This window comes from Roseobacter sp. GAI101 (assembly GCF_000156335.1).
Lineage (GTDB): Bacteria > Pseudomonadota > Alphaproteobacteria > Rhodobacterales > Rhodobacteraceae > Sulfitobacter.
On sequence record NZ_DS999213.1, the window covers coordinates 1,265,867 to 1,291,193 of the forward strand.

Here is a 25,327-nt window from a genome sequence, read left to right on the forward strand (position 1 = left end):
TCCCCGAAGCAGACGTTCGACACATTGTGCAGCATTTTATTTACCAAAGGTCCGGTGAGCGGGACTTAGCGTCCTGTCGCCGACCTTCTGTTAGATGAACCTTTTGCCAGCCGTCTAAGCTAAGAGCTGACGAAACACCTTTGACATTTCGGCCAGAGAATAGGGCTTCCGCAGCCAGAGTGTACCGGCATTGGGGATACCACCGTCTTCAGCATATCCCGACGTTATTAGTTGCATTATTTGTGGGTATAGGTCCTGAACTTGAACGAGGAGTTCAGCGCCCGTCATACCGCTGGGCATGATCATATCGGTAAAGACGACGTCGATATCATTCCTTTTCGCCAGAATGTCCAAAGCCTGCTGCCCGCTTTCGGCCTCCACAACTTGATAGGCGAGTTTTTCCAATCGCGCGACAGCTATCTTGCGGACACGGGCGTCGTCTTCGACGACCAGGACCGTCCGATTGCCGCCAATGTCAGTGTTCCTTTCGTCATTGGTGATCGCACACTCGTCCTCGCTTGCGTCTGTCATAGGCAGATAAAGATTCACTGAAGTACCATGCCCAAGTTCGCTGCAAATATCGAGGTGTCCACCAGATTGCTTTGCAAATCCGTGAACCATGCTCAGCCCCAGGCCAGTGCCTTTGTCTTGCACTTTGGTCGTAAAAAACGGCTCCATAACTCTTGATTTTATGTTGGCAGGCATCCCCACACCGTTATCCGAAACCGTCAAGCGTACGTATTTTCCGGGCTCGATGCCATAGCTTCGGGTGGCCTCCGCCTCAGCAAATACCATATTTTTGGTCTCGATGGTCAGACGGCCTCCTTCTGGCATCGCGTCTCGGGCATTGATCACCAGATTGAGCAGTGCGCTCTTAGTTTGACTGGGGTCTGCAAGCGTATTTCCCAAATCAGACGCCAGTTTCTTGGTTATTTCTATAGTTTCCCCGAGTGAGCGGATCAACATGTCGGACAAGTCTTCAACCAGATTGTTCAGGTTTAGTACCTTTGGTTGAAGCGGCGACTGGCGCGCAAATGACAAAAGCTGTTTCGTCAGGCTTGCACCGGTTTCCGTTGCTCCTATTGCTTCGGTTAGAAGGTTTTCTGCATATTTATCACCTCGAACGCGATCAAAAAGTAACTCGCAGTTCCCCAATATAACTGTCAGTAGATTGTTGAAATCATGCGCAATCCCGCCTGTGAGCTGACCGATGGCTTCCATTTTCTGAGACTGGCGAAGTCGTTCTTCAGTGTGAAGTTTATCGGTCACATCAGATTGCGCACCGATAAAGTGAGACACATTGCCTTTCTCATCTCTAACAGGCGAGATACTAACCTCAACTGTCAGCTGCGAACCGTCTTTGCGATAATTTCTTAGTGTTTCGCGGGCTGGGACTGAATTACGAATGGCAGATCGGATACGCTCAAGGCCTGGTTGGTCACGATCATCACCTTGCAAAAAACGCGGGTTCTGGCCCAGCATTTCTTGCATTGTATAGCCTGTCATCTGCTCCATGGCTTTGTTGGCATAGACGATCGGATTGTCGTCCTCTCTGGCATCGGTAATCAGGATGCCGGTATCTACCTCGGCAATTGCAAGGTCGCGCAGGCTTAGCGCTTCCGTTTGGTTATGGAGTACAGTGATGTCTTGGATGACAGCAACGAAAGCTAAGCCTTCACCCGAGTGAACAAGCTGCAAATGGACTTCGACAGGATAGGTGGAACCGTCTTTCCGTTGGTGTACGGTTTCGAATATCAGACGTTGCTCAATGCCGTTTCTCAACGGCTCGACAATTCTGTTGAAGGCGTCGAGCGTCATATCCGGCTTGATATCGATGGGTGTCAGTTCGAGAAATTCCGCGTAGGAATAACCCATGTTTTTTCGGGAACCAAAATTCACATGAATGAACTTCAGCGTATCGGCTTCAAACATATAGATTTCATTAAGCGAAGTCTCAACAATCTGAATGAGTGATTTAAGACGGCTTTCCATGTTCACCTGATCGGTGATGTCGCGCCCATTGCCACGATAGCCTGCAAATTCTCCGTTCTCGTCATTAAACGCTTTGCCGCTGGTTCTAACCTTGCGGTGCTCGCCATCATCTCTGACAAACGTAAACGTGAAATCCTTCCAGTTTTCATGGGCCATCATTTTGGCCTTATTTTCTCTAAAAAGGTGGGCTTCTGACGCAAGCCGATTGCGTTTGGTGAAATCGTCAAATGACCTACCGAGCAGATATTCCGGTGCGATGCCAATCACCTGCCGTAACTGACCTGAGACGAACGAGAACCTTAATTCTCTGTCGAACTCAAAGAGCCAATCCGATCCCGCTTCAGCGAAATCGCGCAAGCGTTTCTCATTGAGACGCATCTCTTCAATAAGACGCTCGGCTTTTTCAATACTTTCAATTCGAGGATTTCGAGTCACACCCGAACACTCGTATTTCCACACAGTAATTCCATGTGTCGCGCCCCCACGTAACAGCAGAAAAAGCTACCCGAGTCTGGAGAGAAAGTACAAGCGTAGGATGACTAATTCAAGTGGAATTCTGCAAGATTGACCAATGTCTTCTTTAGGGAATTTGCTAACTTCTAATTCTCATGTCGGATTCGAGCCGGGACTGACATCCTCCACAAAGGGCGGAGAGGGGTCGATCGCTGCGGTCTGCAGAGAGGTCCGCTGTACGGACAAAGCTGCCGTTGTCTGTAGGCAGCTTCGAGTGCTCGTTGGATGGCATTTGCCATCCCGAAGGGCGGCTCAAACTGGCTCCGCTATTGGCCCCATCTATTCGGGTGTTTGCAAAGACTGCTCAAATGTTGCATTTCAACGTCGTTGGAGCTGTTTTGCGCTTCGGCTACTAACGTCGAGGTGAAATCATGGACGTGGTCGTTATAGGCGCAGGACTGTCTGGACTAACAGCTGCAGCGGTGTTGCGCGAGGCAGGTGCCAGTGTGCAACTGCTCGAAGCGGATGCACAGATTGGAGGCCGTATTCGCGCACTACGAGATCCGACCAGTGATCATGCAGTTGCCGATCTCGGCCCTACCTGGGTTTGGCCAAACCACCAACCTGTGGTTGCGCGTTGGCTTGACATTCTTGGTGCGACAACCTTTGAGCAATTTAACGAAGGTGATGCTGTCGTCGTCGGTTATGGGCCTACACCGCTGCGCCAACCTTTGCCCGGCCAAGATGGTATGGTCCGCATTGCAGGTGGACCATCGACCTTAATCGACACCCTGACCAACCGTGTTGGCCAGATCAATATCCGAAGGTCAGCTCCGGTTACTGAAGTGTCTGAAGACGGGCCAGATCACATGGCCGTCCATCTTGGTTCAGGCGAGATCATCACGGCACAAAAGGTGATTATCTCGGTTCCACTACGTGTTGCAGCCAAAACTATGCATCTTCCCTGGGCGTCATCCGCCTTGATTGAGACCATGCGTGGGATGCCAACGTGGATGAGCACCCAAGCCAAGGCCGTCGCAATCTATAACAAGCCTTTCTGGCGAGACGACGGACTGTCCGGCAGGATCGTTAGTCGGATCGGACCACTTGCTGAAGTCCATGACCACACGGGTGTGGACAACGCGCCTGCAGCGCTGTTCGGCTTTGTGAGCTGGTCTCCGGAACAAAGAAGAGCGGAGCCGGAGCGTCTCAGGTTGGCAATCTTGGAACAGCTTTCAGATTGCTTTGGAAAAACTGCAGCGCGCCCCCTTGATCTGGCGATCCAAGACTGGGCAATGAACCCTCGCATCGTAAACGAGCTGGATACCTTGCAACCCGCAACTCATCCTTACATCGGTCCAGCCAACTTGAGGCAACCGCTTCTTGATGGTCGCGTTCGGTTCGCTGTGTCCGAAGCGTCAGAGCGTAGCCCCGGTCTAATCGAAGGTGCCTTTGCGATTGGAGAGAAGGCAGCCTTGGAGTTGCTTGGGACCGATCTATGAGGTCAAGCTTGTGTAAGAGGATTCGCGAGGCCGCTTTCCTTTGTCGACTACCGCCTTCATGAAGCCATGTCTGCAATCGGTTGTCTTGGGCTCATTGCTGCCTTTAGCCGCGAATTGCAGCAAGGTCCGGTCTGGGCCGTCCTTGCCATCCAGCGAGGCCCTGCGGCCTCGACACTGCAAAGGTCGCAAATCTGCACACGGCCGACCTTGGTGCGCAGCGCAGCATGGGGCTTCGGTCTGCTACGCCTTGAATGGCCGCTTATGCAATTCTGGCAAAGAACCTTCGCAGACGCAGCTAAGGTCCGGTTTCCGCCCGACCTGCATGTTCTCCCTCGGCGGGAGAGTCACAAGACATGGGTCCGATCTGGGCTGGGACCGGCCATCAGGTTGGTCGCGCCGAAGCATGCAAGGTCAAGATTTGCGTGCCGCACCGCCGCAAGTCCGGTTTGAGCCCAAATTACCGACCTTCTGCGGAGCCTTGAACGTCCGCATTCAAAAAAACGCCGTGCGAGAGAGAACAGTTTTTTTGTTAACTATTGAGATTGTCTTTGATACACTTTGTCTATTGTTGCGGTACATAGACGAGTTCCGCTTTTCGGGAGCGAATACCATCGACGTTGACATGCTACGCAAAATCGATCCTGCAGAAATTGTCGCGAGCCTAAGAGAGAGCCTTTTGGTTCTCACTGAGGACTTGGTGGTCGAATACGCTAACGATCAGTTCTTCGCCACCTTCGAGGTCGACCGTGATGAGACGATCGGAGCAACCTTATCGTCGCTTGGGAACGGGCAGTGGAATATTTCGACGTTGATCGGCGAACTGGAGCGCATTCTTGACCATGGTCAAAAAGTTGAAGATGTGGAGGTCGATCACGTTTTCCAACACATAGGTCGTCGCGTCATGCGGCTTAACGCGCGCAAGACGATCCGTCCTGGGAATGGGTCACGGCGTATTCTGTTGGCCATAGATGATGTGACGGCCGAGAGCGACGCGGCCGCAGCTCTTGAGCGTGAGCAGCTGTTGTCCAAGGGTATCGTCGATACCGTCCGCGAACCTCTCCTAGTTCTTGATGATCGGCTCGAAATTATCAGTGCCAGTCGTGCGTTTTATTCTACGTTTCATGTAGACCCTGCTGAAACCGTGGGTCGCAGACTGGACGATTTGGGCAACGGACAGTGGGCCATACCTGCTCTTCTTGAATTGCTCACGGAAGTCGTCCCACGAAATACGACCGTCGAAGACTTTGAGGTCAAGCACGTCTTTTCCAAGATTGGTGAGCGAAGCATCCTTCTGAATGCGCGCAAAATCCATCGTGAGGGCAACCACACCCATACGCTGTTGCTGGCCATGCAGGACATCACAGAACGTCGCCGCTTGGAAGCCGAACGGGCAGCCGCACTGCATTACGCCGAACGTCTTTTGGAAGAGCTCAACCACCGTGTCATGAACAGCCTGTCTATGATCGGCGGCATAATAGCTTTGGAGGCACGCAACCTCAGCGATGAGGCTTGCAGGGCAGCCTTCATGCGCATGAGAGCGCGGGTAGATGCTGTTGGCAGTCTCTACAAGACGCTTTCGCGGGCCGGAGCTGTCGATCAGGTGAATACGCGACAGTATCTCACCGCTCTGGTTGAGGATCTTCTCGTATCATCGGGCCAAGCGAAGCCACCAGAATTGCAGGTTGACGTCGTTGAACTGCCCCTATCCACACGGGTCGCCGTTCCGTTGGGGCTAATTGTAAACGAGTTGGCCACGAACAGTCTGAAGTATGCATTCAGCGAACACGGCGGTGGTCAACTGTCCGTTCTTCTGAAAGTTGAAAACAAAACGCTCCAATTGTCCATTTCTGACAACGGTGCCGGAATTGACGCCAACGCCCGCGTAGACTCCGGATTGGGGCAAAAACTCACAGAAGCCTTTACGACACAGCTTGATGGCCAGATGACAATTGAGAGCGATAGAACCGGCACGCGCCACATGCTGGTATTTCCGCATATTTCCGCCGAATCAAGAAGTTGGTAACACATGAGTTCCGGGTCGGATGTTAAAAAGCTGTCATACTGTTGATTTACAGGTCGAATTGACCCACTTTTCCATTTGTCGCTGACCCCTCTAAAGCATGAAATTTCATGGAAATTATGCAGTATTACTTACAATTGGTGGGTCACTGCAATTGGGAAATTGGGTCGATTTCTTGCAGAATTCAACAAATAGGCTCTTAAAAGCTCATCACCGATGTATTGGGGGCGACGATCGCGTCCCCCATCGCATCGGGTGCAGCTGTGCTCACACCGTCAATCAGTACAGAGGCGTCTGCAGACTTGCCTGGCAAATAGATCGCACAGACCTGCACCTTGAGACCCATTTGCACCATCATCATTTTCATCAAGCCTTGCGGGCTTGCATCTCTTGGTGGCTGGCCTGCAGTCGCGGAAGCAGGCGCATCACGTAGTGCGATGTCCCCGGCTGGACCACATAAAAGGACTTCTGCGTCAGCCCCCGCACTGATTGCGTTCATGGTCAGAACCATTGCCATAAGCTGGGTTTGTGGTTCCGGGCTTGTTAGAATGGTGATTAATTTGTTCGGGTCTTCTGCTTGGGCTGTCGTCCCAAGACCGAGTGCAAGAGCGGAGGCCGTCAGAAGTCTGAAAATACGCATTTGGGTTCACCTCTAGATGCGTTGTTAGTTTGATGCGTTGTTAGTTCCGAAAACGGCGCGGCATCTCAAATCGATACCGCGCGGGGGGTTTTAAGAGTTGATTGCAAGGCGTATCGCGTAAGCAACGATGCCGAGGGCGAGTACACTGATAAGCCATAGCGCGACGAACCAACCAATCCGGCGAAACGTTGAAGTATTCATCAGTGATACCCCTCAGCCGGATCAATTTTTCCACGAAAGACCCAATAGGCGTAGGCAGTGTAGGCAAGGATCATTGGTACGAGAACGACAGTGCCGACCAAGGCAAAGCGCAAGCTTTTGTCAGGTGCTGCCGCCTCCGCAATTGTAAGGCTGGGTGGCACAATATTGGGATAGAAGCTGATCCCAATGCCGATGAAACACAGTACGAAGATGCTGATTGCAGCCAGAAATGGTTGACGATCTTTGCCTGCATTCAATCCTGTGAACAGCGCCCAAGCCGCGGCCAGAACCGCACTCGGCATCAACACGCTAAAAATACTGCCCGGCTGGTTCAGCCAGCGGTTGAAGTATTCCGGATCCTGAAACGGGGTTAGAATGCTGACGATCCCGATAAATCCGAGAGTCCCAGCCGCCAGCCACCACGCATAACCCTGCATCTGGCGTTGCAGGCTGCCTTCGGTTTTTAGAATGATCCATGTTGCACCCAACAATGCATAGCCGACGACGACAGCCAATCCGGTCAGAATGGAGAACACGCTCAGCCAATCCCACCAGCCACCGGCATAAGCCCTGTCAGCGACTTCGATCCCTTGAACCAAAGCGCCCAGAGCAATCCCTTGCATGAACGCCGCAACGATCGAACCACCAAAGAAAGCGACGTCCCAAACCGGCTTCCACCGGTCCGTCCGCCAGCGGTATTCAAACGCGACGCCTCGAAAAATCAGCGCTAGCAGCATCAAAATGATCGGCATGTAGAGCGCGGGCATGATGACAGCGTAGGCCAGTGGGAACACTGCAAACAGCCCCCCGCCGCCAAGCACCAACCACGTCTCGTTGCCGTCCCAGATCGGCGCAATCGAGTTCATCATCGTCGCCTTTTCCCGTTCACCATCAGCGAGGGGAAAAAGGATACCAACGCCAAGGTCAAACCCGTCGAGGATAACGTAGGTCAAGACTGCGAAAGCGATAATTCCAGCCCAGATAAAGGAAAGTTCAAACATGGTAAGGCTCCTTATTCGCCTGGAATTGAATCAGGGTCTGTTTGCATGATCGGGGTGATTCCGGCCGTACGGATTGGCCCGTCCTTAAGGCCCAAATGTACGGTGCCCGCAGTTTTATTCATCATGCGCAGCAGATAAAACGTGCCTGCGCCAAAGACGAAGAAGTAGACCGCAATGAAGGCCAGCAAAGACGCAGCAACGGCGGGTGCGCCAACGGGGGCAAGACTATCGCTGGTGCGCAGCAGACCATACACCGTGAACGGCTGACGTCCGACTTCGGTCGTGATCCAGCCAGCCAACACCGCGACAAAACCCATCGGTCCCATCACGATTGCAGCACGGTGCAACATGGCTGAGTCGTAGAGGTGACCGCGATAGCGGTGCCATGCCGCCCAAGCGCCAAGACCAAGCATGGCAAACCCGAGTCCGACCATCACGCGAAAGCTCCAGAACACGATCGCGACCGGCGGTTCGTCCTCATCGGGGATCGTATCCAGACCGTCCAACGGTGCATCCCAATGGTGTTTCAGTATGAGGCTCGACAGGTACGGAATTTGGATGGCGTAATCGATCCGCTTTTCTTCCGGGTTCGGAATACCAAACAGGATCAGGGGCGCGCCATCGGGGTGACTGTCGTAATGCCCTTCCATTGCCATCACCTTGGCCGGCTGGTGCTCCAACGTGTTGATCCCATGAAAGTCACCCGCAAGGATTTGCAGCGGTGCCACAACGATCAGCATCCACATCGCCATCGAGAACATCCGACGCGCGGGCGCATCTGTGCGGTTGCGCAAAAGGTGCAGGCCACCGACACCGCCCACGACAAGTGCCGTTGTCAGATAGGCCGCCAAAACCATGTGAACCAACCGGTATGGGAAAGACGGGTTAAAGACGATCTGCCACCAGTCTTCGGGAACAAACTGTCCCAATTCGTTGATGCTGTAACCGGCGGGTGTCTGCATCCATGAGTTGACGGACAAGATCCATGTGGCAGACATCAGCGTACCAAAGGCGACCATCGCCGTGGCAAACATATGCAATTTGTCGCCAACCCGTTCGCGCCCGAACAACATGATCCCGAGAAACCCTGCCTCAAGGAAGAACGCCGAGAGGACTTCGTACGCCATCAATGGCCCCAGGATTGGTCCGGTCTTGTCCGAAAACACCGACCAATTCGTGCCGAACTGGTAGGACATCACAATGCCCGACACGACGCCCATGCCGAAAGCGACGGCGAAGATCTTTTTCCAGTAGTTGAACAAGGTCAGATAGGTCTCGTCCCGCGTCCGAAGCCAAAGGCCGTTCAGAACAGCCAGATAGCTGCCCACCCCAATCGAGAACGCCGGAAAGATGATGTGAAACGACACGGTGAATGCAAACTGCATTCGGGCGAGTGTTTCTGCGGTCATACCGTCAAACATGGTTGTTGCCTCATTGAAATTCTCGACACCCCAGACGATTCCAGGGTACCGTTAGGGACTGTCAGTTGCCTTGCGGACCGAAATCAGCAGCGCTAATCGCGCCATCGCCATCGCGGTCCACCCCAGCGACCCAAGCGGCAGAATTGGCGATGAATTCTTCCTGCGATACTTCGCCATCCGCGTTGGTATCATTGAACGCAAGGGTCAGACCTTCCTGCATGCGGCCCCCACCAGCACCGTGACCACCTGCGTTATTTTCCATGTCAGCGGCGCGTGTTTCATTGAACAGCACATACTCTGCCGCATCCAGCCTGCCATTTTCATCCTGGTCGAACATGACAAACACATCGCCACGGCGTTCAGTGATCTCTTCGAGCGAGACAGACCCGTTTGCATCCAGATCCCAATTCTCGATGAAATGAGACCCCGGAGTGCCCTGTGCAGAGACGGCAAGTGGCATCAGAAGGGCAAGTGTTGCTAGCATGGTAAGTTTGGTCATGTTATTTTCCAATTTCTAAGAGGTTTGACTTACAATTTCACGGTGCGCAGGTAGGGGCGGATGGTCTCAAAACCCTGCGGGAAAGCTTTCATCGCATCTGCGTCTGTGACCGATGGCGGGATGATGACCTGTTGACCGGGAACCCAGTCGGCAGGCGTTGCGATCTTGAATTTGTCACCTGTCTGCAGCGCGTCGATCACGCGCAGGATTTCGTCAAAGTTGCGCCCGACGCTCATTGGATAGGTCATGGTCAGGCGGATTTTCTTGTCGGGGTCGATGATGAAGACGGACCGCACGGCGGCAGTCTCGCTCTCGCTGGGGTGGATCATGTCATAAAGTTTGGCGATCGTCAGGTCTGCGTCAGCGACGATCGGGAAACGCAATGTTGTGTTTTGCGTATCGTTGACGTCGTCGATCCACTTCACGTGCTCGGCCACGGTGTCTGTGGATAGCCCGATGGGCTTAACGCCACGCGACGCAAACTGCTCTGCCAACTGCGCCGTGCGACCCATTTCAGTCGTGCACACGGGTGTAAAATCTGCTGGGTGGCTAAAGAAGAACGCCCAGTCGTTACCAATCCAATCGTGAAACCGGATGGGTCCAGTCGTTGTATCTGCGGAGAAGTCTGGGGCTGTATCACCGATTCTGAGGCTCATAATGTATATCCTATATTTCAAATAGTGGTTTCCATAGCGTAGGTAGCCTAAGCTATTTACAAAAGCAATACTTTGAATGTATCTTTTGAGTGCGACAACAGGATGCACCATGAAACTGACCAGTTACACCAACTATGCCTTGCGCTCTCTGCAGCTTGCAGCGCTGAAATCCCCTGACCTTGTTCGCGTTGATGATGTGGCTAAAATCCATAACCTCTCACGCCCCCACATCATGAAGATCGTGCATGAGCTGGGACGGGCCGGCTACCTCGAGACCGTTCGAGGGCGCGGGGGTGGCTTTCGTCTTGCCCGTCCGCCAGAAGAAATCATTGTCGGCGACGTTATACGGCTTACTGAGGGCCCTCTCGACGTCGTTGAGTGTTTTAACCCCGAGAAAAATACCTGTCCGCTGATGGGGATATGTATTCTGTCGAAGAAGATGCAGGAAGCCACGGCGGCCTTCATGTCTGTTTTAGACGATCTGACGATAGCGCATATCGCGGCAAACCGCGGCCAACTGATGGACCGGATTGCACCGCTGGAAATGCCAAGGACGGAGACCATGGGCCGGTGAATGATGTGCAAGAATGGGTGGAGCGCTTTCCAGGGCTTTCACGTCTGGAAACACCAATAAAGCAGCTTCTACTCTCCCGGAGTGCCATCATCGAGGTTCCTAAAGGGACGACAATCTTCGGCCCCGGAAATTCACCCGAAAACATGCTATTCCTTTTGGACGGGACGGTCAGGGTACAACAAGTATCTGATACAGGACACGAAATCGTGCTCTATCGTATCCAGGCGGGCCAGAGCTGTGTTTTGACGACCGCCTGTCTCCTAGCTTACGAGAACTATTCAGCAGAAGGCATTTCGGAAACAGCCGTCCAAGCCGCAACGGTGCCCCGCGATGTATTCGATGATCTTGTCGCTCAGTCAAAGTTGTTTCGCGACTTCGTCTTTGCCGCATTTTCCAAGCGGATCACGGACCTATTTCTGATGATTGATGAAGTGGCCTTCCAGCGGCTAGACGTCCGACTAGCAGACAAGCTGCTCGATCTTTCGAATGGACAGGAAAAAGTCGCAACAACGCACCAAAAGCTGTCGGTGGAGTTGGGCACAGCCCGCGAAGTCGTTTCCCGACAGCTTCAGGAGTTCCAGCGTCGCGGCTGGATTGAGCAAGGCCGCGGGAGCTTGAACCTGCTTGATCGCTTGCAGCTCCAAAAACTGGCTGACCATAATTCGTAGCTGACTTTTCTGACTTGGTGACAATGTCACCAAAGTCTGAAGCCATAAGGACTATATCAAATATATCTTTTATAGGAGACAGCGAAATGACGACGAATCTTGGCACAATCGACCGGGTTTTCCGCCTCTTGCTTGGCATCATCTTTCTGGCCGCGCCGTTTGTGAGCGGTCTGGCGATGTTTGAGTCTAGCACAGCAATTATAATCTCTGTTGTCGCGGGCATTGTGATGGTCGGGACCTCTGTAATGAAATTCTGCCCCTTGTATCGAGTCTTCGGCATCCGGACCTGTAAGATATGATCGAGACCGTCTTCACACCCTTTCAATCGCTTGGCGGCGGTAGCTTGATCGGTCTTGCTTCCGTTCTCCTTATGGCAACCCTTTGCCGGGTCATGGGGGCCAAGGGTATTCTTGCCGGGTTGATGCAACCAGCGAATTTCTGCGATTGGTCATGGCGTGCCGCCGTCATGGTCGGCATGATCACTGGCCCGATTGCGGTTCTTCTCATCGCCGGACAGTTTCCGGCAGTGCAGGTGCCTGCTTCTAAGACGATGCCGTCATCGGCGGCTTTATTGTGGGCATCGGCGTGACCTTTGGGTCGGGCTGCACGTCCGGCCGCGGCGTCTGCGGAATGGTCAGATTGTCACCACGCTCCATTGCGGCAACGCTCACCTTCATGCTGACAACCGGCGTCACAGTATTTGTGGTCCGCTACGTATTAGGGGCATAAGCAATGCGCATCCTTATCTCATACCCTATCGGCCTCATCTTCGGTGTCGGGATCTCCATCTCGGGCATGGCAAACCCTGCCAAAGTCCTAAATTTCTTCGATGTCGCTGGGACGTGGGATCCGAGCCTTGGCTTCATCATGGGGTGTGCTTTGATCGTTACCTTCATCGGCTATCGCTACGTCCTGAAGCGTCCTGCCCCATATCTGTCCACAGGCTTACAACTACCGACGCGCCGCGATCTCGATCTGCATTTGATCGGTGGTTCTGCTGTCTTTGGTGTGGGCTGGGGGATCGCCGGTTTTCGTCCAGGCGGTGTGCCGCCCGCTATCGGTACATTCCGAACTGAAGTTCTCATCTTTGTCGCCGCTCTGCTCAGCGGGATTGTCGCGTACAAACTGCTGCAAACGGCAATCGCTAACCGGGCACAAGCCCACGCTTAATCAATTTGAGGAAAACACATGACCTATCCGGTCGATATGTCCGTCAAACCTGATGTTTCAGCCCATTTTGACGAACCCACCAATACAATCACCTACATCGTAAAAGACCCAAATAGCGATCATTGCGCCATTATCGATAGCATTATGGACATCGATTATGCCGCTGGCCGGATCACCTATGACGCAGCCGATGCCCTGATTGCAGAAATACAAGACCGTGGCCTGACGCTGGATTGGATCATCGAAACCCATGTACATGCCGATCACTTAAGCGCTGCCCCGTATATCCAGGAAAAACTGGGCGGAAAGATCGGCGTCGGTGAAAAGATTCTGGTCATCCAAGAAACCTTTGGCAAAGTCTTCAACGAAGGCACCGAGTTCCAGCGCGACGGGTCCCAATTTGATGCACTGTTCAAAGACGGCGACACCTACCAGATCGGCACGATGCAGGCATTTGCTATGTACACGCCCGGTCATACACCGGCTTGCATGGTGCATGTCATCGGTGACGCGGCCTTCGCTGGCGACACTTTGTTCATGCCTGACGGTGGGTCGGCTCGTTGCGATTTTCCGGGTGGCAGCGCCAGCGAATTATACAACAGCATCATGAAAGTGCTGTCCCTGCCTGACGAGATGCGGCTGTTTATGTGCCACGACTACGGCCCGAACGGTCGTGCGATAAAGTGGGAAACCACGGTGGCTGAGCAAAAGGCCAACAACATCCATGTCGGGGGCGACAAAACTCGCGAAGACTTCATCAAGTTCCGCTCCGAACGTGACACGCAGCTTGCCATGCCTAAATTGATCATTCCGTCTTTGCAGGTGAACATGCGTGCCGGAGATGTTCCCACCGACAAAGACGGCAACCCAATGCTGAAAGTACCGATTAACGGGCTTTAACACATCACATGAATGGAGACATCGCATGTCTAACATCACAACCGTCAAAAATTTGAACAAAGCGCTCCAAATGGAGATAACCGCTTCACATCAATACCAGCTTCACGCCCATATCCTTGACGACTGGGGGCTAGATAAATTGGCCGGCAAAATGCGTGAAGAACAAGTCGAGGAAATCGGCCATTCGGATTTGTTCATCGAACGGGTTCTGTTTCTCAAAGGAGATCCGGAAATCGCCTTTGAGAAAGCGCCCAAGCGCGCTGCGACCTTGGTTGAGATGTTCAAAGCGGACCTTGCCGATGAAGAAGAGGCAATTGAATTCTATTTGAAGGCTGCCAAGCAGGCCTACGACGAAAACGACGTCGGTTCTCGGACCTTATTCGAGCGCATTGCTCTAGACGAAGAAGGTCACAAGTCATGGCTGGAGTTGCAACTCGAACTGATCGAGCGTCTGGGCGAAAAAGCCTACAGTGCAAAACTTGTTTCTTCGCCGAACGTCGCAGGCGCTAACGCTGAAAACGCATAAGAAGGTAGACACCATGGACACCAAATCACTGACCGCAGGATTATCTGTAAGCAAACAGGTCACGCCCGAAGATATGAAAGCCATCAAAGACGCTGGCTTTCGCGCCATCATATGTAATCGCCCAGACGGCGAAGGGGCTGACCAGCCAACATTCGAGGAAGTATCAAAAGCCGCCACGAAAGCGGGGCTTGAGGCTGCCTATCTGCCAATCGTATCCGGCAAGGTCACCGATGAAGATGCGGGCGCATTCGACAAAACGCTTACCGAATTGCCTGGCCCCGTGCTGGCCTATTGCCGCACGGGCACCCGGTCGGCAACCTTGTGGTCGCTCTCGCAGGCGGAACAGCGCAGCCTAGCAGACATCCTCGCCGCGACCAAAGCGGCTGGATATGACATGGCTGGCGTCGTCCGGCGGATTGTCAATGGAGGCAAAACTCCGACAGATACCGGCGATGCAAACTATGAGGTTGTTATCGTGGGAGCGGGCGCTGGCGGCATTGCCGCCGCAGCGAGCCTAAAAGCACGCAAGCCAGGTCTTGAAGTTGCAATCATCGACCCTGCTGACATCCACTATTACCAGCCCGGTTGGACGATGGTCGGTGGTGGTATTTTTGAAGCCGAGCAGACCTCACGCACAATGGGTTCTCTCATCCCCAAGGGCGTGCATTGGATCAAGTCAGCCGTCGCGGCTTTTGAGCCTGAAAACAACGCAGTAATCCTTGATGGATGTCGCGTCGTGAAATACAAACGACTGATCGTGTGCCCCGGCATTAAGCTGGATTGGAGCAGGGTTGAAGGGTTGGTCGATACGCTTGGCAATAACGGGGTGACGTCAAACTACCGCTATGACCTTGCGCCCTACACATGGAAATTGGTCGAGGGTCTGAAAGGAGGCCGCGCGATCTTTACCCAGCCGCCGATGCCGATCAAATGCGCAGGTGCGCCGCAAAAGGCGATGTATCTGTCAGGCGATGCGTGGTTCCGGCGTGGTGTGCTGAAAAACATCGACATCCAGTTCAACAACGCCGGTGGTGTGTTGTTTGGCGTCAAAGACTACGTTCCTGCACTGATGGATTACGTCAAGAAATACGACGCCTCCCTCAACTTCTTCCACAATCTGGTTGCTGTGGATGGGCCCGCCAAAAAGGCATGGTTTGATGTGGCCAAGCCCGGCACGCCGCTTGAACGGATCGAGATAGAATTTGACATGATGCATGTTTGCCCGCCGCAGACCGCTCCTGATTTCATTCGTGTGTCACCGCTGGCCGACGCTGCAGGTTGGGTCGATGTCGATCAGGCAACTTTGCGCCACAAGACCTATGATAATGTCTGGTCTTTAGGCGACGTGATGAATGCCCCGAATGCCAAGACAATGGCCGCTGCGCGCATCCAAGCCCCCATCGTCGCCGAAAATGTTGTGGCAGACATGCGCGGCGGATCGCCCGTGGCGCAATACAACGGCTACGGGTCTTGCCCATTGACGGTCGAGCGTGGCAAGATCGTTCTGGCAGAGTTCGGCTATGGCGGGGCGATGCTGCCCAGCTTCCCGAAAGCCATCATCGACGGCACGAAACCCTCTCGTGCAGCGTGGTTCCTGAAAGAAAAAATGCTACCTCCAATTTATTGGCAAGGCATGCTTAAAGGTCGTGAATGGATGGCAAAGCCTGAAAAAGTAGTCGTTCAGTAAACTGATCTCAACGCCCCCGCGTACCCCATGCGGGGGCTTCTTAAATCTCCAGAGAACATCATGAAAACCGAAATGACGCGCTACCTGCCCATCCTGACATGGTGCCGGGCCTATAACCGCTCCGCCCTGTCAAACGACCTTGTTGCCGCGTTGATCGTGACGATCATGCTGATCCCGCAATCGCTGGCCTATGCGTTGTTGGCTGGGCTGCCACCCGAGGCAGGGCTTTACGCCTCAATCGCGCCGATCATGCTCTACGCGGTCTTTGGCACCAGCCGCGCCCTAGCAGTTGGCCCTGTTGCGGTTGTCTCATTGATGACTGCGGCGGCACTCAGCAATATCGTTGATCAAGGTTCGATGGGCTATGCCGTGGCTGCGCTATCGCTCGCTGCCTTGTCGGGTGCGATCTTACTGGCGATGGGTTTATTCCGCCTAGGGTTCATTGCCAATTTCCTGTCTCATCCCGTCATCGCGGGTTTTATCACCGCATCGGGCATCATCATCGCCGCCAGCCAGCTCAAGCACATCCTCGGAATTGATGCGGAGGGCCACAATCTGCTGGAACTGGTTATTTCACTTTCGGAGCACGTAAACGAGACAAATTTGATAACAGCCATCATCGGCATCCTTGCGACGGGGTTCCTTTTTTGGATGCGTAAAGGATTGAAGCCTTTGTTGAAGCGGGTTGGCCTCTCAGATGTTGTCACGGGTGTTCTCGTGAAAACCGGTCCTATGGCTGTCGTTGTGGCGACAATCGCAGCCGTGTGGGCCCTCGGGCTGGCCGACGAAGGCGTCAGGATCGTCGGCTAGGTGCCGCAAAGCCTGCCCCCGCTCACTCTCCCGTCTTTTTCACCCGACCTGCTCGGGCAGCTTCTTCTTCCGGCATTCCTGATCTCAATCATTGGCTTTGTAGAATCGATTTCTGTTGCCCAGACTCTTGCCGCCAAGAAACGTCAACGCATCGATCCCGACCAAGAATTGATTGGCCTCGGGGCCGCAAATATTGGCGCGTCTTTGACAGGTGGCTTTCCTGTTACTGGCGGGTTTTCGCGATCCGTGGTAAATTTTGATGCAGGAGCTGAAACGCCTGCCGCAGGCGCATTCACTGCCGTCGGCTTAGCTATTGCCGCTCTGGCCTTTACACCCCTGATCTACTTCCTGCCCAAAGCCACCCTAGCCGCAACGATTATCGTCGCCGTCTTGAGCCTTGTTGATTTTTCAATCCTTACGCGCAGTTGGGCCTACTCAAAAGCTGACTTCTCGGCCGTCTTCGCCACGATTGTCATCACACTTGTGATGGGCGTTGAAGCAGGCGTTTCTGCTGGTGTCGGACTGTCAATTCTGTTGCATCTCTACAAGTCATCAAAACCGCATATTGCTGAAATCGGACAAGTTCCGGGCACAGAGCACTACCGCAATATCCTGCGCCGTGACGTAACAACCGACCCGCGCATCGTGTCCTTGCGGGTCGATGAGAGCCTGTATTTCGCGAATGCGCGTTACATGGAAGACAAGATTCACAACCGTGTCGCGGATGACAAAAACGTCCGCCACGTCATTCTTCAATGTTCGGCAATCAATTACATCGACTTCAGCGCGTTGGAATCGCTCGAAACCATCTATGACAGGCTTCATGAAATGGATGTAAAGTTGCATCTGTCTGAGGTCAAAGGCCCCGTGATGGACCGCTTGAAACGGGCGAATTTTTTGTCTGAACTGACCGGTGAAGTGTTTTTGTCGCAGTTTGATGCAATCAGAACTTTGAAGTGTTGATTCACAGGTCGAATTGACCCATTTTTCCATTCGACGCTGACCATTCTGAGGCATGGAATTTCGTGGAAAGTCGGCCGAATTACTTACATTCGATGGGCCGCCAGTCGTAAATCGTGCGTGGCGGGAGTTGGTGGCTTCGCTGGATCACCCGCACATGCTCACACAGGATCTGACCCTCCGCGGCGATTACCAGCCTGTTAGGATAAGCGCTCCAAATCGACCTTCTCTGCGTAGAAGGGCCAAGCGCCTGCTCGACCTTAGCCCGGCGTCGCTCCTGGCCCAAAGCCGCCTTCCAGCAACCACCCCGGATGCTGTGGTGCGGCCCGTCGAAGCGGCCGTTGGTGCATGGTTGACGCATTCCGCGCGGTGGGAGGTTGCTCTGTAGTTTTAATTGACACCAATTGAATGAAATAAATAACTGCTACCCAACGGGCCGCAGTTATTTATGTGCCTAAACCTCATATTTCGCAATAGTTGCTGCGCATATCCATCGGCATCCTTTTTTCCTTGGTAGGCTGCATCTTGCTGGTAGATTAACGCAAATATTGCGTCACGAACGAACTCTCAGATCGCCAAAAACGTGAGTATCCTTGCTTAGTTGTCGGCTTGCTTTGGCTTCTGAGTTGTTCCGGCGGCGTTCTCACTCTCAGTTCCAGTATCAGAACCAGCAGATTCGCCTTCGGCGTTATGGTTTTCCGCCTCCTTTGACGATGCCGTGTCAGACGCGTTGCCCTCAATCACGGACGTATCACCCGACGCGCCATCGGTCGCTGCGTCGGTCTGCTGATCGCTGCTCAATGTCGTGATCTGCGTCCCATCTTTCGATGATGCGCCGGAGGATTCGGCATTCTGGCTATCCGCCTGTGACGGTTCGTCGGATGGTAGGCCACCGGATTCCTTTAACGAATCCACCAAGTCGGCGCTGTCGTTAATGTCGCTGTCGTTCTCAGTTACGTCCTCACTTTCGGCGTCGGACGACGTGCCCTCTTCTTCGTTCTCCGCGGCGGACTGCCCGGAAGAGTTAGAATTCGAAGATGGCGCTTTGGAAGCGTCCGAATTGTCAACGGCGGCGTAACAACCTGCCATTGGGGCGGAGCAAAAGTCGGCCACTTGGTTACGCGCCTTGGGGCGTGATGCCATTAAGTAGCAAGCACGTTCCATGGCGCGTTGGCCGTCAGGCCAACCTGATGATGTGTTAAGTTTTGGTACGCTTTGATTTGCTCTGATTGAGCCTGTAGCTTTCACCATTCATTTCCAGAATGTTCACGTGGTGTGTCAGCCGATCCAGTAATGCGCCGGTCAGTCGTTCTGTGCCGAAGGTTTCTGTCCACTCTTCGAACGGCAGGTTGCTGGTGATGAGTGTTGATCCACGCTCGTAGCGTTGCGAGATCAGTTCGAACAGCAGTTCAGCGCCTGTTTTACTGAGCGGCACAAAACCCAGTTCATCGATGATCAACAGGCTGACCTTAGCGAGCTGGCGTTGCAATCGCAGCAGCCGTTTCTCGTCTCGCGCTTCCATCAACTCGTTCACCAGTGAGGCCGCCGTGACAAAAGCGACAGGCATGCCCTTTTGGCAGGCGGCCAGGCCCAACCCGAGGGCGATGTGGGTCTTTCCAGTGCCAGATGGGCCAAGTGCGATGACATTCTCCCGCCGTTCGACCCAATCACACCGCGCCAGATCCAAGACCATCATCTTGTTCAACGACGGGATTGCCTTGAAGTCGAAACTGTCCAGGCTTTTGACGGCTGGGAACTTGGCCGATTTGATCCTGCGCTCGACCATGCGGCGTTCGCGGTCGATCAGTTCAAGCTCGGTCAGCCGGGCCAAATAACGGACATGATCCACGCCCTGCGCGGCACAGATGCGCGCGAGCTTGTCGTGTTCACGCTGGAAGGTCGGTAAGCGCAGGGTTTTGAGATGGTTGGCCAAGAGCAGTTCTGGTGCATCGGTCATGCGCCACCTCCATCCAGCAGGCTCATGTAGGATGCGGCTGATGTCGTCGCGACATGCGTTCTGGGCAGAAACGGATAGAGATCCAAATCCAACCGAGGCTGCCTGCGTTCAACGCGGCATAGCACAAGGTGTTTGATGGCATCAAAGCTGATGGCTCCCATTTGAAGCGCATCTTTGACTGCATTGTGCAGCACCTCCATCTCAAAGCGTTCCAGCAGACGGAGGACCTGCACGTACTCGCGCTTCCCAGCCTTGCCCTGCCGCGCTTCCAACAACCGTTGCAACGTTGAAAATGCATCAGGTAGGTTCCAGTTTTGCAACGGAGCTGCCTGATCAAAGGCCATGATCTTACGCTCAATCAGTCGTAGATAATGCACAGGGTCAAAGGTGATATCGTCTTTGTCGTATGACCTGACATGCTGCGCAATCACCTCAGCAGCGCAGCCAATAACGACCCGATCCACAAATCCCTTTATCCAGACCTCACGGTGACCAAAGGCCACCGGCACTGAGTAATCATTGCCGCGATAGCGCACCACGGATGTCGATGTGACCTGGCCACTGCGCAGGTCGCAAGCTTCAAACGGCGCATCTGGCAAGCCCTGCATCGCAGCCAGATCAGCCTGCAATCGTTCACCGATGCTGATCTTATAGCCGCGCAAGATGTCTGCTTGCCGTTTGCAGCACTGTTCTTCGAGGTAATCGTTGAACGCTGCCCAACTCGCAAAGCGGGGCATTGGTACCATGAAGTTACGACGAGAATAGCCGACGAGACCTTCGACTTTACCTTTATCGTTCCCCTTTCCGGGGCGACCGTATCGGTCTCGGACCACGTAATGCGACAGCATCGCGCTGAACCGCTGTGTTCTCTGACGTTCGCCATTCGGCATGATCTTTGCAACCAAGCAACGGTCATTGTCGTAGAGCACCGACTGTGGCACCGCTCCAAAGAACGCAAACGCGTGAACATGCCCATCCAACCAAGCCTCGGTGTTCGCGGCAGGATAGGCACGGACATAACAGGCATCACTATGCGGCAGATCCAGCGCGAAGAAATAGGCTTTCTGCTCAATGCCACCAATCACAACCAACGCTTCGCCAAAGTCGGCCTGCGCATGTCCGGGCGGATGGCTCAACGGCACGAACATCTCACGCGAACCGCGCTTCTTGTTGCGCACATAATCTTTGACGATGGTGTACCCGCCGTTGAAGCCGCATTCATCACGGAGCCGTTCAAAAATGCGCTTGGATGTGTGTCGCTGCTTACGAGGGCGCATCTTGTCTTCCGCCAACCACCGATCAATCTGATCGATATATGCATCCAACTTCGGGCGTTTAATCGCCGCCGTCCGCCGGTATCCAGGCGGCTCAGAATGCGCCAACATCTTCGCAACACTGTCCCGGCTGATCCCAAAATCCCGAGCTATCTGCCGCCCGCTCAACCCATCCTGAAAATGGGCGCGACGCACCTTCAAATATAATTCCACAGTGAATATCCCCAAACCCTCCCATCAAATGAAAGGGCCAAAGTGGCCGACTTTTAAGCCGCCCGCGACCGCACTACGCCGCCGCTACCGTGGTCGAGTATTGCTCCGCCGATCACACCCGCGTGCTCCGCCTTCAAAATGAAGTTGATTTGTTCTTCCGTGAACCCTGATTGCTTTGCTGTCTGTCTCCTTCGATCGGAACAGACTAACCCCAAATCGCGGGCACTTCAGGCCGAGCAGGTCATTTGCCGTCCGTATTATTTACCGGCCGCATTCATGTACAAGGATCGTTGACCTTCTTTAATGTAAGTCCATGCAATGAAACGGCTTGTCTTTTGCCCCTGCGCCATGTCGACGACCTTAAACTCGGCAACTTTTGCATTTTTGAGAATTCTGTAGAGGGGCTGGAGGTTATCCTTTTTCGACACCAAGGAGCTGAACCACAGGCACTGGTCGGCGAACTCCATGCTCTGCTCAACCATGGTCGCCAGAAACTTTATCTCGCCACCCGGACACCAAAGTTCGGCATTTTGTCCCCCGAAATTGAGCTTTTTTGAATGCTCCTTGCCAAGGTTACGCCACTTGCGTTGGTTGCCTTTATTGGCGTGTTCGATGGAAGCATGGAAAGGCGGGTTGCACAGGGTGACATGGAAAGCATCGCAGGGTTCGATCACCCCTCTAAAAATATTCTGACGTGATTTATGTCGTCTGAGGGTGATCTTCAGCTTATTGAATTCGCAAATCTGCTGCGCCGACTTGATGGCACCCGCGTCTATATCGACGCCGGTGAAGTGCCAGCCGTATTCACTCTGGCCGGTAAGAGGGTACACTAGGCTTGCCCCGGTGCCTATGTCCAACGCTTTGATCTGACGCCCACGCGGGATTTCTTGATTGTTGCTGCAAGCCAGCAAGTCCGCCAGATAGTGGATGTAGTCGACACGACCGGGAATTGGAGGGCATAGATAATTGGCCGGGATGTCCCAGAAATTAATATCGTAATACGTCTTCAGCAACGCCCGATTAAGCATACGGACCGCTGCCACGTCTTGAAAATCAATGGTTGTCTGACCGACAGGGTTGGTGATCGTGAATGCCTCAAGTTCAGGTAAATCCGACACCAAACGCACAAAATCGTAACCTTCTCTGTGTTGATTACGCGGGTGCAGATTAGTTTTGGTAGCCATGGGGAAGCCTTTATTAACACTGGTGGAAATACCTAACCAAACCGTTCGTCGATCTTAAGTCCTGAGGTAGAAATAGTAAAACTAATAGGGTGTTACATGTGGATGATAGATGAAGAATATCCAAAATCCTGTGTATCAGGTTTCGCCGACGCTGTTTCGACAGATCAGTTATTGGCCCGTTCCGAGTATAGGATGCCACATCAATTTCGACCGCCATCGCATTCTATGAAGCTATTGCCTGACCGTTCGGTCTGGCGGGCGACATCCGCAATTTCGGGCTCTTTTCAGCCGTTCGCCGTGCGGTGCACCAATGCCGCTTAAGCGGGACGAAGCTGTCGTTATGTTTGGTTGCGCGAAAGTCAGCGAAGCGAGAACTTCTACCACCGTTGTTTTGGGGAGAGCGTTACTGACCGCTCGGCGTTCTCGCAGATCAATTCGTGCATAGCGTCCCATTACATTTCGAAACCAGATGACCGGTCCCAAAAACCTCCCGTTCTAGGGGGACATCTACAAACCCGAATGGGGTGATGACTGTTTGCTGGAAGTTGTGGACCCGAACGAAACGTCCATAGGTTGATACGATCTGTTCGACGATGATTAGGCCGTGTTCGAAGAAGCGGTCGCACCTGTCCGGAATGAAGGCGCTGCAGCATTTGCAAATGGCAGCTCGAACGTCATTCGTTTCAGAAATCAGGCTGCGCGCAAACGCCCACCTTCGGCCCTCAATCCACAGCACATTGGACGGCAGCGTGCAGTTTTGCGGTGCAAGACGGACGCGAACGGCCCTCGACGATCCTTGGAGCCCGCCCCAAATTTGGACCGTGGTATTCCAAACAAGCCAGCCTTAAGCGGAGCAACTTTGCTGTAACTACGCAAATACAGCTTTCAAAATCGAAACCGCCTCAAAGCACAACGCGCGCCCGATATAGGGCGCGCGCTGTCGTCTTAGTCTCGGGTCGAACCCTCGGCATCGCCGCGCTGCATGCCGGATTTAACCTTGCGGGCAAAAAACAGCGGCAGGATAAAGCCGATAATCGCCACGACCCAAAGACCGATGGCCAGCGGGCTGTCGATAAGGGTCCACCAGTTTCCGTCGTCGATGGTGATAGCGCGGCGCAGATTGTTCTCCATCGCGTTGCCAAGCAGCGTGCCAAGAATGATTGGCACCAATGGCACGTCAAACTTGCGCAATACCCAGCCCAACAGGCCGAACCCGATCATCACCAGAAGGTCAAAGGATGACCCTGAGATTCCGTAGATCCCCACGAAGGAAACCATCGCGACGATAGGCATCAACACACGCGGCGGCACCAGCAACAGACGCGTGAAGATACCGACCATCGGGATGTTCAGCGCCAAAAGCATGAAGTTCGCGATGAAGAGCGCGGCAATCAGCCCCCAAACGACATCGGGATTGTTGGCAAACAACAAAGGCCCCGGCGTGATGTTCAGCGACAAAAGCACCGCAAGCAGCACAGCCGTTGTGCCCGATCCGGGCACACCAAGCGCCAGCATCGGTACCAGCGCACCGCCTGCGGCCGCGTTATTGCCTGCCTCGGGGGCGGCAACACCACGCGGGTCGCCGGTACCGAAAGTGCCGTCTTTGTCGACCAGCCTTTTTTCCAGCGAATACGACAGGAACGAGCCAAGCGAAGCCCCCGCCCCCGGCAGAACACCCGCAATAAAGCCCACGAAAGAGGACCGCAGCATGGTAGGCGTGCAGGCCTTGAGCATAGACCGCGGCGGGCTAAGGCGGCCGATTACGATAGTCTTGCCCTTTGCACTCGCCTCACCGTGGCGGTTCTCCAGAAAGATAAACACCTCTGACAGGGCAAAAAGACCAACAATCGCCACCAGAAAATCAAGCCCGTCATAAAGATGGACCTCGCCGAAGGTGAAGCGCGGAACGCCGGTTTGTGTGTCCACGCCGATCATGGCAAGCCCCAGCCCCAAAGCGGCCGCGAAGGCCGATTTCGCCTGGTTGGTCGAAGATACACCACCCAAAGTCATGAAGGCCAAGGCGAAGAGCGCGAAATATTCCGCAGGTCCGAAAAGCAAAGCGATTTTGACCAGCTGCGGGGCCAGCAGGATCAGCCCCCATGTTGCAAAAAATGCCCCGACGAAGGACGAGATGCCCGAAAGTGACAATGCCTCGCCAGCCATCCCTTTTTTCGCCATCGGGTAGCCGTCAAGGCAGGTCATCATCGCAGGTTCATCACCCGGAATGTTAAGCAGGATAGACGAAATCCGCCCGCCATACATCGCGCCGTAATAGACAGATGTGAGCAAGATCAGCGAAGGTGTCGCCGCCAGACCCAGTGTGAACGCCAGCGGAATGAGGATTGCCACCCCGTTTGAAGGGCCAAGACCGGGCAGCGCGCCCATGATTGTCCCTAAAAAACAACCCAGCAGGGCAAGACCGATATTCTGCCACGTCAGCGCGATGGCAAAGCCATCCGCGAGGCTTGATAACGTTTCCATAAAATTGACCCCTTAAAAGCCGAGCGGGCCGCGGGCAAGCGACAGCCCCAGCACCAGATGAAACACCACATAAATCCCGACAGAGGTCCCGACGCCTGTCATGCAGGCCCCCAGAATGGTCGAGCCGAGACGCCATGACAGGTAAGCGGCGGCAAATGCGGTCGCGGTGACAAAGCCCGCTACGGGCAACAACTGTGCATAAAGGATCATCACCACCGCCGCTGCGAGGATCTCGATCAATCGTCCCAGCGGTGGCCAGAGCGGCTCTGGGTCGGGACGCAGCGCGATCACGGCGCTTGAAAGCCCGAGAATAGCTGCAATGATATAGGGGAAGGCCTTGGGGCCTACAGCGTCTGACAGAAAGCTCTCTTTGATCTGGCTGGCCGCAATGGCAAAGCCGATGGCAAGAAGCACGCCGAACACGCCGAAAATTCGATCACTCATGGCGATCTCCTTTTGCTGGGGCGAAAATTGGGGGAAAGGAAACGGGGCGCAGACGGTCCGCGCCCCGTAGGATAGGCGTGATTACTGGATGATG

23 protein-coding genes and 1 pseudogene are annotated in these 25,327 nt (G+C 54.0%); 11 read left to right on the forward strand and 13 right to left on the reverse strand.

Going from position 1 to position 25,327, the window contains the following annotated elements; translation table 11 throughout:
* Nucleotides 1–114: 114 nt before the first annotated feature.
* A complete protein-coding gene (locus RGAI101_RS21210; RefSeq protein WP_157044644.1) occupies nucleotides 115–2,451 on the reverse strand; it encodes a PAS domain S-box protein in 2,337 nt (778 codons plus the stop codon).
* Nucleotides 2,452–2,876: 425 nt separating this feature from the next.
* Between RGAI101_RS21210 and RGAI101_RS05965 the strand changes: the two genes are divergently transcribed.
* A complete protein-coding gene (locus RGAI101_RS05965; protein ID WP_008226650.1) occupies nucleotides 2,877–3,947 on the forward strand; it encodes a flavin monoamine oxidase family protein in 1,071 nt (356 codons plus the stop codon).
* A 418-nt stretch (nucleotides 3,948–4,365) separates the two neighbouring features.
* The gene (locus RGAI101_RS05970; RefSeq protein WP_050763183.1) at nucleotides 4,366–5,970 is read left to right on the forward strand and encodes a sensor histidine kinase; all 1,605 of its coding nucleotides are present in this window, start codon (nucleotides 4,366–4,368) and stop codon (nucleotides 5,968–5,970) included.
* Nucleotides 5,971–6,166: 196 nt separating this feature from the next.
* On the opposite strand, the gene RGAI101_RS05975 is transcribed toward RGAI101_RS05970, so the two are convergent.
* From RGAI101_RS05975 to RGAI101_RS05995, 6 genes are all read right to left on the reverse strand, one after another.
* Complete coding sequence (locus RGAI101_RS05975; protein ID WP_368072186.1) at nucleotides 6,167–6,466, reverse strand: hypothetical protein; 300 nt, start codon at nucleotides 6,464–6,466, stop codon at nucleotides 6,167–6,169.
* 231 nt (nucleotides 6,467–6,697) lie between these two features.
* Entirely contained in the window at nucleotides 6,698–6,808 is a 111-nt protein-coding gene (locus RGAI101_RS22550) for a DUF2474 family protein (protein WP_083792018.1), read from the reverse strand.
* Nucleotides 6,808–7,809, reverse strand: a complete 1,002-nt coding sequence (gene cydB / locus RGAI101_RS05980) for a cytochrome d ubiquinol oxidase subunit II (protein ID WP_008227346.1) — start codon at nucleotides 7,807–7,809, stop codon at nucleotides 6,808–6,810. Before cydB ends, RGAI101_RS22550 begins: the two co-directional genes overlap by 1 nt.
* Before the next feature lie 11 nt (nucleotides 7,810–7,820).
* On the reverse strand, nucleotides 7,821–9,230 hold the full coding sequence (locus RGAI101_RS05985) for a cytochrome ubiquinol oxidase subunit I (protein WP_008228069.1): 1,410 nt from the start codon (nucleotides 9,228–9,230) through the stop codon (nucleotides 7,821–7,823).
* Nucleotides 9,231–9,291: 61 nt separating this feature from the next.
* On the reverse strand, nucleotides 9,292–9,729 hold the full coding sequence (locus RGAI101_RS05990) for a calcium-binding protein (RefSeq protein ID WP_008228370.1): 438 nt from the start codon (nucleotides 9,727–9,729) through the stop codon (nucleotides 9,292–9,294).
* A gap of 29 nt (nucleotides 9,730–9,758) precedes the next feature.
* Nucleotides 9,759–10,385, reverse strand: a complete 627-nt coding sequence (locus tag RGAI101_RS05995; RefSeq protein WP_037227530.1) for a peroxiredoxin — start codon at nucleotides 10,383–10,385, stop codon at nucleotides 9,759–9,761.
* 109 nt (nucleotides 10,386–10,494) lie between these two features.
* On the opposite strand from RGAI101_RS05995, the gene RGAI101_RS06000 reads away from it, so the two are divergent.
* From RGAI101_RS06000 to RGAI101_RS06040, 9 genes and pseudogenes are all read left to right on the forward strand, one after another.
* Entirely contained in the window at nucleotides 10,495–10,959 is a 465-nt protein-coding gene (locus RGAI101_RS06000; RefSeq protein WP_037227531.1) for an RrF2 family transcriptional regulator, read from the forward strand.
* Nucleotides 10,956–11,627, forward strand: coding sequence for a Crp/Fnr family transcriptional regulator (locus RGAI101_RS06005; RefSeq protein WP_037227533.1), 672 nt, complete (start codon nucleotides 10,956–10,958; stop codon nucleotides 11,625–11,627). The genes RGAI101_RS06000 and RGAI101_RS06005 overlap by 4 nt, the downstream gene beginning before the upstream one ends.
* An 86-nt stretch (nucleotides 11,628–11,713) precedes the next feature.
* The gene (locus RGAI101_RS06010; RefSeq protein ID WP_037227536.1) at nucleotides 11,714–11,926 is read left to right on the forward strand and encodes a YgaP family membrane protein; all 213 of its coding nucleotides are present in this window, start codon (nucleotides 11,714–11,716) and stop codon (nucleotides 11,924–11,926) included.
* Nucleotides 11,923–12,216, forward strand: a complete 294-nt coding sequence (locus tag RGAI101_RS06015) for a YeeE/YedE family protein (RefSeq protein WP_008228194.1) — start codon at nucleotides 11,923–11,925, stop codon at nucleotides 12,214–12,216. Before RGAI101_RS06010 ends, RGAI101_RS06015 begins: the two co-directional genes overlap by 4 nt.
* A gap of 143 nt (nucleotides 12,217–12,359) precedes the next feature.
* Nucleotides 12,360–12,797: a DUF6691 family protein gene (locus RGAI101_RS06020; RefSeq protein ID WP_037227538.1), complete on the forward strand. Its 438-nt coding sequence runs from the start codon at nucleotides 12,360–12,362 to the stop codon at nucleotides 12,795–12,797.
* An 18-nt stretch (nucleotides 12,798–12,815) separates the two neighbouring features.
* Nucleotides 12,816–13,697 carry an MBL fold metallo-hydrolase gene (locus tag RGAI101_RS06025; protein WP_008229244.1) on the forward strand — a complete coding sequence of 294 codons (882 nt, stop codon included), beginning with the start codon at nucleotides 12,816–12,818 and terminating at the stop codon, nucleotides 13,695–13,697.
* A gap of 25 nt (nucleotides 13,698–13,722) precedes the next feature.
* On the forward strand, nucleotides 13,723–14,223 hold the full coding sequence (locus RGAI101_RS06030) for a bacterioferritin (RefSeq protein WP_050763184.1): 501 nt from the start codon (nucleotides 13,723–13,725) through the stop codon (nucleotides 14,221–14,223).
* A 13-nt stretch (nucleotides 14,224–14,236) separates the two neighbouring features.
* Nucleotides 14,237–15,910, forward strand: coding sequence for a bifunctional protein tyrosine phosphatase family protein/NAD(P)/FAD-dependent oxidoreductase (locus tag RGAI101_RS06035; protein WP_008229184.1), 1,674 nt, complete (start codon nucleotides 14,237–14,239; stop codon nucleotides 15,908–15,910).
* A gap of 60 nt (nucleotides 15,911–15,970) precedes the next feature.
* Nucleotides 15,971–17,683, forward strand: a pseudogene (locus RGAI101_RS06040) (SulP family inorganic anion transporter).
* Between the two features lie 594 nt (nucleotides 17,684–18,277).
* Here RGAI101_RS06040 and RGAI101_RS06045 read toward each other — a convergent pair.
* The 6 genes from RGAI101_RS06045 to RGAI101_RS06070 all read right to left on the reverse strand — a co-directional run bounded on the left by RGAI101_RS06045 (nucleotide 18,278) and on the right by RGAI101_RS06070 (nucleotide 25,233).
* Nucleotides 18,278–18,793: a hypothetical protein gene (locus RGAI101_RS06045; RefSeq protein WP_198133677.1), complete on the reverse strand. Its 516-nt coding sequence runs from the start codon at nucleotides 18,791–18,793 to the stop codon at nucleotides 18,278–18,280.
* An 85-nt stretch (nucleotides 18,794–18,878) separates the two neighbouring features.
* Complete coding sequence (istB, locus tag RGAI101_RS06050) at nucleotides 18,879–19,637, reverse strand: IS21-like element helper ATPase IstB (RefSeq protein WP_008225471.1); 759 nt, start codon at nucleotides 19,635–19,637, stop codon at nucleotides 18,879–18,881.
* Nucleotides 19,634–21,133 carry an IS21 family transposase gene (istA, locus tag RGAI101_RS06055; RefSeq protein WP_157044708.1) on the reverse strand — a complete coding sequence of 500 codons (1,500 nt, stop codon included), beginning with the start codon at nucleotides 21,131–21,133 and terminating at the stop codon, nucleotides 19,634–19,636. Before istA ends, istB begins: the two co-directional genes overlap by 4 nt.
* Nucleotides 21,134–21,381: 248 nt before the next feature.
* On the reverse strand, nucleotides 21,382–22,308 hold the full coding sequence (gene rlmF / locus RGAI101_RS06060) for a 23S rRNA (adenine(1618)-N(6))-methyltransferase RlmF (RefSeq protein ID WP_037227545.1): 927 nt from the start codon (nucleotides 22,306–22,308) through the stop codon (nucleotides 21,382–21,384).
* 945 nt (nucleotides 22,309–23,253) lie between these two features.
* On the reverse strand, nucleotides 23,254–24,789 hold the full coding sequence (locus RGAI101_RS06065) for a tripartite tricarboxylate transporter permease (protein ID WP_008226992.1): 1,536 nt from the start codon (nucleotides 24,787–24,789) through the stop codon (nucleotides 23,254–23,256).
* Nucleotides 24,790–24,801: 12 nt separating this feature from the next.
* The gene (locus tag RGAI101_RS06070; protein ID WP_008228921.1) at nucleotides 24,802–25,233 is read right to left on the reverse strand and encodes a tripartite tricarboxylate transporter TctB family protein; all 432 of its coding nucleotides are present in this window, start codon (nucleotides 25,231–25,233) and stop codon (nucleotides 24,802–24,804) included.
* Nucleotides 25,234–25,327 lie beyond the last annotated feature (94 nt).